The 15,508-nt window shown below is 37.1% G+C and carries 12 protein-coding genes; 1 reads left to right on the top strand and 11 read right to left on the bottom strand.

Annotated elements, in window-relative coordinates; translation table 11 throughout:
• Positions 1–179 precede the first annotated feature (179 nt).
• The 8 genes from ACZLXV_RS05935 to ACZLXV_RS05970 form a co-directional block, all read right to left on the bottom strand.
• A complete protein-coding gene (locus tag ACZLXV_RS05935) occupies positions 180–2,822 on the bottom strand; it encodes an NYN domain-containing protein (RefSeq protein ID WP_482382800.1) in 2,643 nt (880 codons plus the stop codon).
• Entirely contained in the window at positions 2,812–4,251 is a 1,440-nt protein-coding gene (locus ACZLXV_RS05940; RefSeq protein ID WP_482382801.1) for a methyl-accepting chemotaxis protein, read from the bottom strand. The genes ACZLXV_RS05935 and ACZLXV_RS05940 overlap by 11 nt, the downstream gene beginning before the upstream one ends.
• A gap of 13 nt (positions 4,252–4,264) precedes the next feature.
• Positions 4,265–4,861 (bottom strand): ribonuclease H1 domain-containing protein, encoded by a 597-nt coding sequence (locus ACZLXV_RS05945; RefSeq protein ID WP_482382802.1) that lies wholly within the window; start codon positions 4,859–4,861, stop codon positions 4,265–4,267.
• Positions 4,862–4,911: 50 nt separating this feature from the next.
• Positions 4,912–5,259 carry an Hpt domain-containing protein gene (locus ACZLXV_RS05950; protein ID WP_022224743.1) on the bottom strand — a complete coding sequence of 116 codons (348 nt, stop codon included), beginning with the start codon at positions 5,257–5,259 and terminating at the stop codon, positions 4,912–4,914.
• Positions 5,260–5,308: 49 nt separating this feature from the next.
• On the bottom strand, positions 5,309–6,967 hold the full coding sequence (gene gltX, locus ACZLXV_RS05955; protein ID WP_482382803.1) for a glutamate--tRNA ligase: 1,659 nt from the start codon (positions 6,965–6,967) through the stop codon (positions 5,309–5,311).
• A gap of 162 nt (positions 6,968–7,129) precedes the next feature.
• A complete protein-coding gene (locus ACZLXV_RS05960; RefSeq protein WP_482382804.1) occupies positions 7,130–8,377 on the bottom strand; it encodes an ABC transporter permease in 1,248 nt (415 codons plus the stop codon).
• A complete protein-coding gene (locus ACZLXV_RS05965; RefSeq protein WP_022224746.1) occupies positions 8,374–9,276 on the bottom strand; it encodes an ABC transporter ATP-binding protein in 903 nt (300 codons plus the stop codon). The genes ACZLXV_RS05960 and ACZLXV_RS05965 overlap by 4 nt, the downstream gene beginning before the upstream one ends.
• A gap of 118 nt (positions 9,277–9,394) precedes the next feature.
• Positions 9,395–10,279 carry an AraC family transcriptional regulator gene (locus ACZLXV_RS05970; protein WP_482382805.1) on the bottom strand — a complete coding sequence of 295 codons (885 nt, stop codon included), beginning with the start codon at positions 10,277–10,279 and terminating at the stop codon, positions 9,395–9,397.
• A 217-nt stretch (positions 10,280–10,496) separates the two neighbouring features.
• On the opposite strand from ACZLXV_RS05970, the gene ACZLXV_RS05975 reads away from it, so the two are divergent.
• Positions 10,497–11,999, top strand: a complete 1,503-nt coding sequence (locus ACZLXV_RS05975; RefSeq protein WP_022224748.1) for a glycoside hydrolase family 43 protein — start codon at positions 10,497–10,499, stop codon at positions 11,997–11,999.
• Here the strand turns inward: ACZLXV_RS05975 and ACZLXV_RS05980 are convergent.
• From ACZLXV_RS05980 to ACZLXV_RS05990, 3 genes are all read right to left on the bottom strand, one after another.
• Entirely contained in the window at positions 11,980–12,639 is a 660-nt protein-coding gene (locus ACZLXV_RS05980; protein WP_022224749.1) for a hypothetical protein, read from the bottom strand. The two genes, ACZLXV_RS05975 and ACZLXV_RS05980, sit on opposite strands and share 20 nt — an antisense overlap.
• A 122-nt stretch (positions 12,640–12,761) precedes the next feature.
• Positions 12,762–13,538 (bottom strand): ZIP family metal transporter, encoded by a 777-nt coding sequence (locus tag ACZLXV_RS05985; RefSeq protein ID WP_022224750.1) that lies wholly within the window; start codon positions 13,536–13,538, stop codon positions 12,762–12,764.
• A 162-nt stretch (positions 13,539–13,700) separates the two neighbouring features.
• Positions 13,701–15,407: a methyl-accepting chemotaxis protein gene (locus ACZLXV_RS05990; RefSeq protein ID WP_482382806.1), complete on the bottom strand. Its 1,707-nt coding sequence runs from the start codon at positions 15,405–15,407 to the stop codon at positions 13,701–13,703.
• Positions 15,408–15,508: the final 101 nt, after the last annotated feature.

Below are 15,508 nucleotides of genomic sequence, written 5' to 3' on the forward strand. Positions count from 1 at the left end.
TTTACTCACACCTGCATAGCAGGTGGTTTTTTTATTTGCTCCATTCCATTTCTCCTCCAAGAGAAACTACATTTCGCAAATTAGGCCTTTAGGCCATACAACAAAAAAGATGATAGTTTATCTTCTTTTAATAAACTATCATCTTTTTTTATGTTCTCCGAAACGAGAACTACAGTACACTATTCAATCATTTCCCCAATCTCTTTTTCCGTCTTTTTTATCTCCTGCTCAAATTCTCTCGCTGACATTCTATATGCTCCTGAGCCGATGACTATCATCTGTTCAAGTCCGTCTGAGGTTGCCACCGTTACATTATGCTTTTTTCCTATCTCATGTGTTACTTTTTCTATATACATATCTGCTGTTTCTGCTTCTTTTGTATATACAACATTTATGTTGTGATATTTTGACACTTCTCCCGGGTTTCCCTTAACCTTGTATGCGTCAAACACAAGTATAAGTTCACATCCTTTAAAGCCCTGATAATTACACAAAATATCCATGAGTTTTGTTCTTGCCGCCTCAAGATTTTCCTTAGACAACTCATTTAATTCTTTCCATGAAAAAATAATATTATATCCGTCTACAAGAAGATACTGTCTGCCGGATTTTGTACTTTTTTCATGTCTTTTTAAATACTCGGCGCCACCCACATCATAAACCGTCTCTTTTGGTTTCTTTGACCATTTTTTCCTCTCATAGCCAAATCTTCCCTCAGTGTCACTTCCACTGCCTTTTCCCGATGCACTTTTTCCAAATGTTCTCTCAAAGATTGCTTCAAGTTCTTTATCTTCCTCGACTGAACCACTCTCACTTCCCCTGAATGCACCGCTGCAGATTTTTGCCGTCTTGTATATCTCATCATCCGATGTCTCAGTTTCCGTTTTATCCGTATCCATAGGTACAGACGCTTCAAGATGCATAAATTTCGGCACTTCATACCAAGGTACATAAAATCCTGAACCGTGTGCACAAAATACTGAACCTGTCGGATTGTTTAAGTCGGCTTCCGAGTCATACATTTTCTGTTCTACTATCTCATCCTGATTTTTGCATGGTCTGTAGCCTTTAAGTGTACATGAAAGTCTTCCGTTTCCTGCTGTATATGAATTTACCTGCATCATATAACCACTCATTTGGGCAACAGGTGCAATTCCTGTAAACTCTGAATTTTCACCTTTTTGAAAAGGCCCTTCAAACTTTGCTCCCATCCTGTCAAAATCAGTCATAGCCCTGCCAACACAGTCATTTGGGATTTCAAGCCTGAACGAATAATAAGGCTCTAACAGCACACTTTGTGCATTCATAAGCCCCTGTCTTATGGCCCTGTACGTTGCCTGTCTGAAATCACCGCCCTCGGTATGTTTCTCATGTGCTCTTCCCGACATAAGTGTTATTTTTATATCTGTTATTGAAGAACCCGTCAAAACTCCGGGATGTTCTCTCTCGTCTATATGCGTCATTATAAGACGCTGCCAGTTCTTATCAAGCTTATCTTCACTAGCCTGTGACTCAACGACTATTCCACTGTCAGGCTCTCCCGGTTCAAGTTTTAAATGTACTTCAGCATAATGTCTCAACGGTTCAAAGTGACCAACACCCTCTACCGTATTTGCGATTGTCTCTTTATAGACTATACTTCCCTCTCCAAATTCAACTCTCGTATGAAACCTTTCCCATATAAGATTTTTAAATACGTCAATCTGAACTTCACCCATAATTCCCGTATGAATTTCCTGCAGTTCTTCATTCCACACTACATGCAGACCCGGTTCTTCCTGTTCAAGTGTCTTCATGTCATCATAAAGCTTGTGTATATCGTCATTTTCCTGCGGTGTGACCTTATAAGTCATAACAGGTTCTAGTACAGGCATTTCAGAATTTTTCTCAACACCCAGTCCCATGCCCGGATAAGTCTTTTCAAGCCCCGTTACAGCACATATCTGTCCTGCCTTAACCTCATCAACAGAAGTAAATTTATTTCCAGAATAAATCCTAATCTGATCCGCTTTTTCGTCAAGCTGTTCAATATACATCTTAGCTTTGAGTTCTCCGCCTGTCACTTTAAGATATGTCAGCCTTTTATTTTTATCATCTCTTGATACCTTATATACTTTCGCTCCAAATTCATTAGGATACTCTTTTTTCAATGTATATTTCTCAAGACCGTCAAGAATTTCTTCTACTCCATCAAGTTTTAATGCCGAGCCAAAATAACAAGGAACTAATTTCCTCTCAAAAATCAGTTTTCTTATATCCTCATCATCTATATTTCCGGAGTCCATATATTTTTCAAGTACATCCTCATCGCACATTGCGATATTCTCAAAAAATTCATCACCGGTTTCACATGTGAAATCTACACATTCACTTCCGAATCTCTCTATAATACCTGACATTATTTCGTCTTTCTGACAATCACCGATATCCATTTTATTCACAAAAATAAAAACTGGTACATTATATCTTTTCAGTAATCTCCATACTGTCTCAGTGTGGCTTTGTATTCCTGCCGGCCCGCTTATCACAAGTATTGCATAGTCAAGTACCTGCAGTGTTCTCTCCATTTCGGCAGAAAAATCAACATGTCCCGGTGTATCAAGCAAGGCTATGTCAAGGTCTTTCCACCCAAACATAGCCTGCTTAGAAAATATTGTTATTCCTCTGTCTTTCTCCATTGAATATGTGTCAAGGAAAGCATCTTTGTGGTCAACCCTTCCAAGTTTCCTTATACTTCCCGAAAGATAAAGCATCGCTTCCGAAAGCGTTGTCTTGCCCGAATCAACATGGGCAAGCATCGCCAAAACAATATTATTTTTCAAAATGTTCCTCCAATTTATCTGACAGTGAACTTATATTTTTAATATATTCCACAACCCCCGAAATAGCATTTGTCTGGCTTTTTACACTGGCAAAAACATTTTCTATCATTGCAGAATTTTCTTCTGATGTGGATACCAAAGTCTCAATCTCATCATGTATTGACTTAAAATTATTCTGAACCGACTCTATAAGTTCATACTCATTTTTAACAAATGCATTGGCATTGTCCGTGGCATCATTTATCTTATCAAAACAGCCTGCAAGTTCCGTCACCTTGTCAACACCCTCGATTGCCGCATTAGCACCGTCACTAATCTTGTCCGCAACATCATTTATTGACTCTGCGAGTTTTCCAAGAATCTGCTGGATGTTTCCTGCTGCCTGTGCACTCTGCTCTGACAATCCGCGTATCTCATCGGCAACAACAGCAAAACCTTTGCCTTGTTCTCCTGCCCTCGCTGCTTCTATAGAAGCATTGAGAGACAAAAGATTTGTCTGTGATGCAATAGAATTTATCTCTGCTAAAATATCCTTAATCCTATCCATCTCATTTATAAGAGAAAGTGTGGCATCCTTTGCTTCCAAAACTGTTCCTGACATTCTGCCAAGTTCCGTTTTTACATAACCTGCCTCTTTGTTTCCTGTATCTACTGCGCTATTTACATCCTCAAAACTTTCTTCAAGTTTTTTGGCATACTCAAGATTTTCATTTATATCATCTGCAGCATGTCCAATCTTTTCACTTACAGCTATCGTTGCCTGAGATGTACTGTCTGTTGCCTCATTCATCTGCTCTGTTGCCTGTCCAACATTATGTGAATTTTCATCCAGTGAATCTACCTCTCTACGGCATTCTGCTATCACACCTCTAAGCTCATCAGCAATTGACATAGCCACATTTTCATTATTCTTAATCTCATCTCTAGCCTTCTCAGCTTTATTTAAGAGATTTCTGCCTCTCTTTGTCGCATTTACAAGAACAGCACCTGTAAACGCTAAAAATAATACTTTCATAAAAGCTGATGTGCGGCTTTCCTTTGTTCCTGCTATAACTACCGGATTTATAATTGTAAATATAAGACCCAGCACACCAACGGGTATTGCAAAATATAACACATATGTACTTTCAAAATACATTGCCATCATCGCAAGAAACACATAATTTGCAAGGAACGTTATCGGATTTCCACCCATTACAAATGCATATGCAAATGTTCCAACCGAAGGTATTACTGTTATCATAAGTGCCGTTGCCAAATCATTCTTTATGTACTTATATCCAACGAATACAAGTAAACCGCACAATATCAAAATTGCTGTACCTATATAACTTTTAACTGATACACCATAGCTCACAAAAGTCATGATAATCAGTAATAAAACTCCTATCTCTACAATCAACATATTTTTTTTATGAAGTTCCCGCATATATAATCTCCTTTTAATTTAAGCCTAAAGCTTCCTTTGCCAATATATCAGCCATATCATTGTACCTGTCATTTGAATGACCCTTTACCTTTACAAATCTTATATTTATATAATTTTTTATACTGTCAAAATATGCCTTATATGCCTTTGTTCCATCTTTGTTTGCTTTCCATTCACCGAGGCACCATCTTGCTATCCCCTCATAATCGTGATATATCGCAATAGACTTATATCCGTTTTCTAAGGCATATTTCATTGCTGCCTCGGCACCTTTTATCTCCCCTGCAACATTCCGCATAGACGCAAGATTTTTATCATCCATCCTGCCATTGAATTTAGTAATAACTTCATTTTCTTTCAATATAACAACCCCATAAGAAAATTCATTTGTGGCTATATTGTAACTTCCATCCACATATGCCGTAATCTCATCTGCATCATTTGCACATGCTCCTTTTGTACTATCCAGATATTCCATAGCTTCTTTTCTGCTTTTAAAGCTTTTGTACTTTGCTCCTGAATACCCGTCAACCTGTTTCTTGCAATCAATCCAGCTTTCAAAAATTCCGATGTTTCTTCCCTCTTTTACAGCATAAAACTTTCCAGCCATAACCCTCCTCTCTATTTCTCCTAAACCTGCATGGGAAAATATTTTATTTTTTATGCATCTAAAAACTTATCGTATTCTTTCTTTTCCTCCATAAGCTTCAGATATATGACATCCATTCCATCTAAAATACCGTTTCTTAACGGTTCCACAAGTTCAACAACTATATCAAGCATTGGATCAAGTCCCATATTGGCAGCTAATCCCTTTAATGTATGTGCACTCTCAAAAGCTGCTTTTACATCATTTGCTTCAATTGCTTTGCCAAGTTCTTCAAAACTTGAATCATTAAGCATTTCTCTAAGACACTTTTCATAGAAATCTTCGTCACCTAAAAATCTTTCCAAAGTCACTTTCATATCACAGCCATGGTTTGAAAGTTCTTCCGTAAGCTTGCTCATCCAAATTTCCTCCTGTGTATTTTCATTTTAAATATTGCTTTTCTGCTGCCTACTGTGTTATAACAGCGTTTATTCTGTCATTCATCTGCTCTTCACCCATAATGTGAACTATAGACCAAAGATCAGGAGTATTTGCTCTGCCTGTAATTGCAATTCTTACAATTTCTGCTATATCAGAAACATTTCCCTTATACTTCTCAGGCTCAGCTTTGTATACTTTCATGTCTGACGCATATCCAAGCTTGTCTGCTATCTCTTTAAGTTTGTTAAACCACTGTGAATTATCATCATCATGACTATAAAGTGCCTGATATTCTTTTAATACTTCGTTTACAGTTTCCTTATCTGCTCTAAATTCATCTTTTTCCTGTTCCTGCTCAATATCAAAGAAATAAGAAATCATCTCAAATACCTGTTTTGCATAAACAAGGTCTTTTCTTCTGCGCTTCATTCCGACACCCATATAAAGTCTCAATATAGCAAGCATTTTTTCTTTATCTGCAAACCATACTTTACTCTTCTCAGGTTCATTTTCACATGCCCAATCATATAAAAAATCATAAACTTCATTCTCCGAAAGCTTTGAAAGCTCATTTTTACAGATGTTGTGAAGTTTGTCCTTGTCAAACAAAGCACCTGACTTGCTCATGTTGTCAACAGAGAACGGAAATTCATTTATATCCTTGTCAGGGAATTTGTCGTGCCATTCTTCAAAGTTTGAATTGAGCAATGTAAGAAGATATACTTTCATACAATATGGATGATATCCGTCTTTTCTATAATAATCAAGCGAAAGTTCAGGATCCTTTCTCTTTGAAAGCTTTCTCTTTCCACCTGTCTCCTCATCAAATTTCATAAGATGTGCTGTATGACCGTATTTTGGCATCTTAAATCCAAGAAGATGGAAAAGCTCATAATGTGTAGGAACTGATGCAAGCCACTCACCGCCTCTGATAACCATTGTCGTTCTCATAAGATGGTCGTCAACCGCATGTGCAAAGTGGTAAGTAGGCACACCATCCTGCTTCAATATAACAATATCATGTATATTCTCAGGAAGTTTTATCTCTCCCTTTATGCTGTCAACAAATGTGATTTCCCTGTCGGGCTGTCCCTGTGAACGAAGTCTGACAACATACGGCTTACCTTCTTTTATATTTTTCTCTATCTCTTCATATGAGAGATTGCGGCATGTCGCATATTTTCCGTAATAACCTGTAAGCACCTTGTCGGCTTCCTGCTGTTCCCTGACTTTTGAAAGTTCATCTTCTGTACAAAAACAAGGATAAGCAAGACCTTTTTTCACGAGTTCCTTGACATATGTGTGATATATCTCAACTCTCTGTCTCTGGAAATATGGTCCATATGCATTTCCTTCATCCGAGCCCTCAAATCCGGCACCCTCATCAAATTCTATGTCGAAATAACGAAGTACATTTATAATAGTCTCAACTGCACCTTCTACCTTTCTCTTTGCATCAGTATCTTCTATACGAAGATAAAATACACCTTTTTTTCTGTGTGCTATACGCTCGTCAGCCAAAGCACTGTATAAATTGCCAAGATGTATAAAACCTGTAGGGCTTGGTGCCATTCTTGTAACTTCTGCACCTTTTGGCAGTTTTCTATATGGAAATTTCTCCTCGTAGTATTCCGGTGTCTCTAATTTTTCCGGGAACAATAAATCCGCTAACTTCTGATTATCCATTTTGTCTCTCCATTTCTAACTGTTTTTAAATATCTTTTTGCTTCAGATATTCAATCTATATACATCCTATTTTACACATAGACACCCCATTTGTAAAGAACGACAGGAAAATCCTGAAAGTATTTGTAACAGCTAAACCTTGCACTTCCTGCATTCACAAAACTATGCTTTCCATATTGATTTTATTATGTCAAATGGTTTTGGAGCTTTTCCGTATAACAACACACCTACCCTGTAAATCTTAGCTGATATGACACCTGTTCCAATGACTGATGCGATAAGTATCACAATGGAGATTATTATTTCATAAAAAGGTACTGTTGTCATTGCTATCCTTGTAAACATAGCCATAGGTGATGTAAACGGTACAAACGAACATATCTTTACAAGCAGTGTATCAACACTTCCACCCGACATAGCAGATACCACAACCACAAATCCAACAATGAATATAAGACTTATAGGCATAACTGCCGTATTTATATCCTCAAGTTTTGACACTGTTGAACCGACTGCACCATATAAAAAAGCATATATTAAAAAGCCAAGTATGAAGAATACAAGCATATATACAAACAGCTCAGCAGGTATGTCAAATATTGACTTTATCAAACCGTTATCCGTCCAGTATGATTTATTTATGTTAAAACATAAAAGGGATGCTCCAAATATGGCTGCTATCTGTATAAATCCCGCTATGCAGGATGCAATGACTTTTCCAAACATCATTGCAACAGGCTTTGCACTCGTTATAAGAAGTTCCATTGCACGCGAACTCTTTTCAGATGCAACATTTGTGGCAACCATCTGTCCATATAAAAGTATTACCATATAAAGTGCAAACACCATTATGTATGTATAGAGAAAATACTGCATCTGATTCTTGCCAAGTTCCTTTGTATTACCGTCAATCTGTTTTGTAAGTATGGCATTTACCTGGCTTTCAGACAATCCGCTTTTAAGCATTTCATTTGAACGATAAACTTCTTTAAGAATTTCTTCCACTGCCTCCTGATTATTGTCATACATTGAAAGATTTTCTACATAATATGTATAAGAAGTAAGACCTTTAAGCACAAACGCACAGTCTGCATCACCATCAGTTATCTGCTTTTTGATGCTCTTTATGTCATTGTCCACAATTTTTATTTCATAGTCAGAAAATACATTTGCAAATGCTTCTTTTGCGATTTTTTCATTTTCCTTATTATCTCCTGCAAGCAGCATTACCTCAGTTGGATTTTCAATCGACTTATCATCACTTTCATCTCCACTCTGATTCAAAATACGCGGCATAAACATAACAACAGCTATTATCACCACAAGCAATACCGTAACGCCCACAAAAACCTTGTTTTTCATATAATTTTTTAATTCAAACTTTAATATTTTTCCAAACTGTTTCATCATTCTCCCCCCTGTTTATTATCGCTTGTATATTCCACAAATATATCATTTAACGCAGGCTCATAAACTTTTATCTCATCAACATCATATTTATCAGTAATATTTTTCATGACAGCTTTCTTTTCATCCGGTGCTTTAAGAGTAATGATAAGTTCTCCACTCTCTCCCCTGCTGCACATTTCTCCATATTCTGCAGCTATCTCACTATCCTGTACTGAGCGCACTACAAGACGATTGCGTGGATAATTGTGCTTTATCTCATGCAGGTCACCTGTAAGTACAACCTCCCCACCGTTTATAATAGCTATATTGTCACAAAATTCTTCTATATAATTCATCTGATGGCTTGAAAATAATACAATCTTTCCTTTTTGTATAGTTTCTTTAACCACATCTTTAAGTAACATTGCATTTACAGGGTCAAGTCCCGAAAACGGCTCATCAAGAATAACTATTTCCGGATTGTGCGCCAGTGCCGTGATAAGCTGTATCTTCTGCTGATTTCCCTTTGACAATGTATCAAGACGCTTATTGCGATATTTCTTCATATCAAGCCTGTCAAGCCAGTAATCTATCTCCTTTACGGCATCGCTCTTTTTCATTCCTTTAAGTTCAGCAAAATAAACAAGCTGCTCTATTATCTTCTTTTTTGGATATAAACCTCTTTCTTCCGGCAGATATCCAAAACCCACCTTGTCATAGTCTATCGGTCTGCCATCAAACAGCACCTCTCCGCTGTCTGCCGGGAATACATCCATCATAATACGGATAGATGTTGTTTTTCCAGCTCCGTTTCGTCCAAGCATTCCAAAAGCCTTTCCGCTCTCAGCTCTTAATGACACACCCTTTAAGACTTTTTTGTCACCGAAAGACTTTTCAATGTTTTTTAATTCAAGTATCATTCATTTCTCCCTCCCTGATAATACATTTATTATGTATATCATTTTATTTTTTTCAAACAATCTTATATAGTTTACCATAAAAACAATTCATTAGCAAAAAATATAGACAAATCATATTCTATATGGATTTACGATATTTTTTCGGTGTTATATTCATCTTATCTCCAAATACCCTGTAAAAATAACTCATGTTCTTAAATCCACAGTCAAATGCAATATCTGTTACACTTTCTTTTGTTTTCCTTAGTTTCGTACAGGCATGTTCTATCCTTACCGCATTGATATATTCTGTCGGCGTCATATGATAAGTTTCCTTAAATATTCTCAAAAAATGCCTCTCGGAATACCCTGCTCTTTCTGAAAGCTGTTCTACCGATATTTCCTGTCTGAAATTCTTATCTATCCATGTTATGACTTCGCCAAGTTTCAATGGTGAAATCTTATCTTCCCCCCTGTCTCTGTTTGTTTTATAAATTCTTGATAATCTCACCAGAAGTTCCATAAATTTTGATGTGATAAATGTTTTATACCCCTCTTTTTTTTGTTTATACTCATTATTCATGACAGCTATCGTTGCTTTAACCTGCTCAAATTCTTCTTTTTCAAGCGACATCCTCCCTGTGAAATGATGATTTTTCACAAGTCCCGGTTCAATATAAAACATTGCCTGAAAACCGCTCATTGTACTTATATCATACTTTTTAAGATTAAAATAATCTTCTCTGAACATAATATTGCATATTCTGAAATTATGCGTGTCTGTATACCCGTGTTTTGTATCTCCGTGTACAATAAATACATCGCCTTTTTTTACAGGCATCTTCTCATCTTCCACAATATGACATGCTTCTCCCGACAGAACTATCGTAAGCTCCGAAAAATCTTTATGACTGTGAATAAACAGTTCATTATCATGCCTGCCATATTGAATAAAAAATGGAAAACTGCTGTCATTTGTAAACTCACTCAGTTCATATATTTTATAATCATTACTCCCCTGCATCTTTTTCTCCTTCACCGTTTCCTTATCTTTTTACTGATGTCCGATTTGTATATTTTTATGTCTTAATAATTGATGAAAACTGCTGTTTTTACTGCTATCTTGTTTGTAGAATATATTATATAAATTATTGTCCCCGTTCTCAAGGGATAACACAATTTTTATAAAAACTAAATAACATTATACGACGCAAAATAAAAAGAAAGAGGTAAAATAACATATGAAATACTTAAATCCAATTGTAAGAGGTTTCTATCCTGACCCAAGCATCTGCGCTGCAAACGGAAAATATTATATGGTATGCAGTTCAATGCACATTTTCCCCGGTGTTCCGCTTTTTGAAAGCACTGATATGGTAAACTGGAAACAAATCGGTCATTGTCTCACAAGAGCTTCACAGATTGACCTTTACACTGTACGCAGTTCAGGCGGTGTCTTTGCGCCTACTATCAGATACAACAACGGCAGATTTTATATGGTAACAACCAATGACAGTTATCATCAAAATTTCTATGTATATACTGATGATATTTATGGAGAATGGTCTGAACCTGTTATTGTAGACCAGGACGGTATTGACCCGTCACTCTATTTTGAGGATGACAAATGCTATTTTATAAGCAATGGAAATGATGCTGACGGCAGAGGATGCATCCAGATGTGCCAGATTGATATTGATACAGGCAAAAAGCTTTCCGAGAGCAAATTCCTTTGGCACGGAACAGGCGGCCGTTTCCTCGAAGCACCACACATCTATAAATTCGGTGAATACTACTATCTTCTCGAAGCCGAGGGCGGTACAGAATATGGTCATATGGTAAATTACTCACGCAGTAAAAATATCTGGGGACCATACACTCCATATCCTAATAATCCGGTTCTCACAAACAGAAATCTCGGCGGATACCAGATTCAGGCTGCCGGTCACGGAGATATTCTTGAAGATAACGACGGAAACTGGTGGTTTGCACATCTCGCTTTCAGACAGATACATATGTGGCAGACATATCATCACCTTGGAAGAGAGGTATGTCTTGTCCCTGTCAAATGGAATGATGACGGATGGTTTGAGATTGGTGTAAACGGTACAACACCTATAGAAGTTGAACTTCCTGACAATATTAAATTTGCCCCACAGGAATTATCTTACAACAAAACTTTTGAAAATCTTAATGAAAAACTTGACTGGTGCTATATAAGAATTCCGAACACTGATAATTATAAGTTTGATAAAAACGGTCTTGAATTAAAAGGAACTAATGTAACTATTGATGATGTTGCTTCACCTACTTTCGCCGGCATAAGACAGACTGAGTTTGACCTCGATATAACATGTGATGTAATACCGGGAAGTGAAAAATCAGGTATATCATTTTATATGGATGAAAAACATCACTATGAAGTTGTTGTTGAGAAAAACGAAAACAAGACATATGTGTACAGCCGCCAGACAATCGGATGTATCTGGCAGGAAAGCACACACTATGAGATAAATTCAGATAAGGTAACACTCCATATTAAATCTGAACCTTTGCAGTATCATTTCTTCTTTAAAGATGAAAACGGTCATGATGTATTCCTTAGCAATGCTGAGACACGCTACCTTTCATCAGAAGTTGCCGGTGGCTTTACCGGAACCATTATCGGACTTTTTGCCATAAACGAAAATGGTGACGGTATCAGCAGATTTGAAAATCTGTCTGTTAAGCACGATGCTGACTAAAGTTATCAAACGCCGGTTTCAATGTCATATTTAATGAATTCATTCTCATGTCACTGCCATAATTTTCTGATGGCAGTGGCGATTTTTTTTCTTCATCTTTATCTTCATCAACCCTTAATTTTTTTATTTTCTTACCCTTTTTCCTCTTTTCTTCTGCTTCTCTGTTTGTGTCAGGCAGTGCCGCATATGACGGCGATTTTCTTATATTCTGTGCTTCATATGATATAGCCGCCTGTATATATTCTTTCATCGGGTCTTGTTCAACTGTTTTCATGTTGTTGCCTACCAATGTCTGAAATTCCTCTTTTGATTTACAGTGTTTTGCCTGCTCAACAAATCTTTTTCTGCTCATTTCCACACGGAGAGCAACTTTGTACATTTCAGGGTCATGTATCTGAAGATAATTCTTTTCTTCCGTTGTCAACCGGCGTCCTTGTCTTAATTTTCTAAGTATCTTGTTATGATATTCTTTTTCCTCGGCTTCTGACATTTTGCTTGTCGGGTCTAAAATGTCCTCCAAAGCCTGTTTCCATATATCAGCTAAAACTGTTTTCTTGTTTTCTGTTTCACCTGACATTTTCTTTTCATTCAACAAATCATTCTTTAATTTTGATATTTCCGTTATATTAAAAGCTTCCATATTAAGGTAAACCTCCCATTTTAATATCCTATTTACACTACAATAAATATGTTTTCTTTTAATATATATCGTACCGCTTTCTATTTTTATGAATATGCTTTCTATTTTTTATGAATTCCCTATTATCCCAAAGCTACATCTAACACCATCATAAGTGCAAATCCAAATGCAGTCCCTATTGTTCCTATATTACTGTGTTCTCCTCTCTGAGCCTCCGGTATGAGTTCCTCGACAACCACATACAGCATTGCTCCTGCGGCAAACGAAAGAAAATACGGAAGTATCGGTGAAATTTTGCCGGCAATAAGTATAGTTATAAATCCACCTACAGGCTCTACCACTCCCGACATCACACCGTAGAAAAATGCCCTCTTTTTGCCTATGCCCTCACTACACAAAGGCATTGAAATTATTGCACCCTCCGGAAAATTCTGTATTGCTATTCCCACTGCCAAAGCAAGTGCCGCTGCTTTTGTAATCCCGCTCCCCTCCATCGCTGCTCCTGCAAATGCAACTCCTACCGACATTCCCTCAGGAATATTGTGCAGTGTAACGGCTAATAACATCATCGTCATTTTTGATGCGCCAAGTTTCAGTCCTTCCGGCTTATCGCTCTCAAGGTGAAGATGTGGAATAACCGTGTCTAACAAAAGTAAAAATCCTATTCCAAACATAAAACCTATCAACGCCGGAAACCACTCTATCGTATTCTGCTTTTCTGCCATCTCTATTGACGGTATCAGAAGTGACCAGACGGATGCCGCTATCATCACACCTGCCGCAAATCCAAGCAAAAACTTTTCAAATTTTGGTGCTATCTGCTTTTTCAAAAAAAATACCATTGCTGCTCCAAGCGATGTGCCCAAAAATGGAATCGCCAATATTATAAATTCATTCACTTTTTTCCTCCCTGCTGATTAAATACAAAGACAAAAAAGCATATATCCTAAAATATATGCTTTTTTTATTATTATGTTACAGCAATAGTATAACATTGAATTTTATGTATACAAGTTATTTTACTGTTGTTAGAAAACTTTTATCATCTATCCTGTCAATCTTTAATCTCTTAACCTAAATTTAGATACAAGTCCGCTAAGAGCAGTTGCCTGTGCTGTAAGTTCTTCGCTTGTAGCTGATGTTTCCTGTGCTGCTGCTGAGTTGTTCTGTACAATCTCTGCAATTTTAGCTGTTGCTAAATCTGCCTGATCCATACTCTCTGCCTGATTAAGGGATATCGCTTTCATCTTCTTTGCATTTTCTGCAACGGTATGCACACCCACAACCACTTCGTTCAATGATTCTGAAACCCTCGTTGCATTTCTGTCACCTTCATCAACTTCATGAACAGATGCTTCAATAAGTGCTTTTGAATCAACTGCTGACTGTGCACTTTGCTCTGCAAGATTACGAATCTGATCCGCAACAACCGCAAAGCCTTTTCCTGCCTCACCTGCTCTTGCAGCCTCTATAGATGCATTCAATGACAATAGATTTGTCTGACTTGCTATATCCTCAATCTGTGCAATAATATCACCAATCTTTTCAGATGTCTCACTGATTCGCTGCATTGATGTCATCATAGCTGTCATATCCGTACGGCTATGCTCCGCAAATTCTGCATATTTGTATGCCTCTTTGTAAGATTCGTCAAGTTCATCTGCTGTAGCTCTTATTCCATTACTCAATTCATCAATAGTGGCCTGCAATTCCTCTACTGCTGCCGCCTGATCCGTTGCTCCTTCTGCTACAGACTGCGATGCCTGAGCAAGGTTTTCTGAACCTGCAAGTACCTGCTCTGATGCATCATTTACACCTTTCATAGTTGAATCTATCTGACGGTTCATGTTTCTCATTCCGAGAAGCAATGCATTAAAGGCTCCTGTATACTGTTCTTCATACTCAGTTGAAACAACAAAATTTCCTTCTGCCATCTCATTCAACATTCTTCCTGCATCTTCTATAATTATATGTATCCTTTTTGCCATATCTTCTACGTTCTTGACAAGTTCCGCTATCTCATCTTCCGTTTCGACAACAGGCATAGGCGAATCTAAATCGCCTTTGGCAAAAGTAATGAATCTCTCACCCAACTCATTTAATGGTTTTTCTATACCATTTGATATCTTCACTGCAAGCCTCGTTGAGTAAACTGCTACAATTACGCAGACAATAACTATAATCACTATGAGTACAATCAGCACAACCTCAATTTTAACTCTTTCCGTATTGCCTTTAGATACATTAATTGACATCAAATTCTTTAGAGTCTTATCTAAAGCTTCATATTTTGGAGCCAACTCATCAAACATCATTTTCTGTGTCTCCAATGACTGTGCATCATCTGTTGTTGCTCCTTTTTCTATAACAGTTTCATCAATCTGTTTGTATTCTTTCCATGCTTTATCAATGGCACTCATGCATTCTTTGCCCTCTTTTGTGACCATCGTTGTACGAATATCTTCTATTTTTGCATCAAAATTCTTAATAGCTTCCTCATGCTGCTCTTTCATCTGATTTATGTATTCATCAGAATCATAACCAACAGTACCTCTTGTTGAAGAACGTACTTCAGCCGCATAGTTCATAGCCATTGCTATGTCTCCCTGAGGATAAGCATATTTGTCTAATACTTTTGAGTAATCTTTTACTATATATACCATAGCTATTACTATGATAATCAATAAAATCATAAAGTCTATAATTACATGTTTAAAAGATTCTTTTAAGCGCTGCCCAATTTTCATTTTGTCAAGTTTTTTTAACACTCTAACCAACCTCCTTTTATCTTACGTTTTACACTTCTCTTTAAAGGTTTAACCCCATGATTATATATTATGTCAAATATAACCATGGGGTCACTCTTCTG

The organism is Butyribacter sp. (assembly GCF_056818865.1).

Bases quoted from the DNA above. Each gene is read 5' to 3' on its own strand.
- ACZLXV_RS05975 (WP_022224748.1), top strand. From the start codon at position 10,497: ATGAAATACTTAAATCCAATTGTAAGAGGTTTCTATCCTGACCCAAGC.
- ACZLXV_RS05965 (WP_022224746.1), bottom strand. From the start codon at position 9,276: ATGATACTTGAATTAAAAAACATTGAAAAGTCTTTCGGTGACAAAAAA.
- gltX (WP_482382803.1), bottom strand. From the start codon at position 6,967: ATGGATAATCAGAAGTTAGCGGATTTATTGTTCCCGGAAAAATTAGAG.
- ACZLXV_RS05940 (WP_482382801.1), bottom strand. From the start codon at position 4,251: ATGCGGGAACTTCATAAAAAAAATATGTTGATTGTAGAGATAGGAGTT.
- ACZLXV_RS05960 (WP_482382804.1), bottom strand. From the start codon at position 8,377: ATGATGAAACAGTTTGGAAAAATATTAAAGTTTGAATTAAAAAATTAT.
- ACZLXV_RS05980 (WP_022224749.1), bottom strand. From the start codon at position 12,639: ATGGAAGCTTTTAATATAACGGAAATATCAAAATTAAAGAATGATTTG.
- ACZLXV_RS05970 (WP_482382805.1), bottom strand. From the start codon at position 10,279: ATGCAGGGGAGTAATGATTATAAAATATATGAACTGAGTGAGTTTACA.
- ACZLXV_RS05950 (WP_022224743.1), bottom strand. From the start codon at position 5,259: ATGAGCAAGCTTACGGAAGAACTTTCAAACCATGGCTGTGATATGAAA.
- ACZLXV_RS05945 (WP_482382802.1), bottom strand. From the start codon at position 4,861: ATGGCTGGAAAGTTTTATGCTGTAAAAGAGGGAAGAAACATCGGAATT.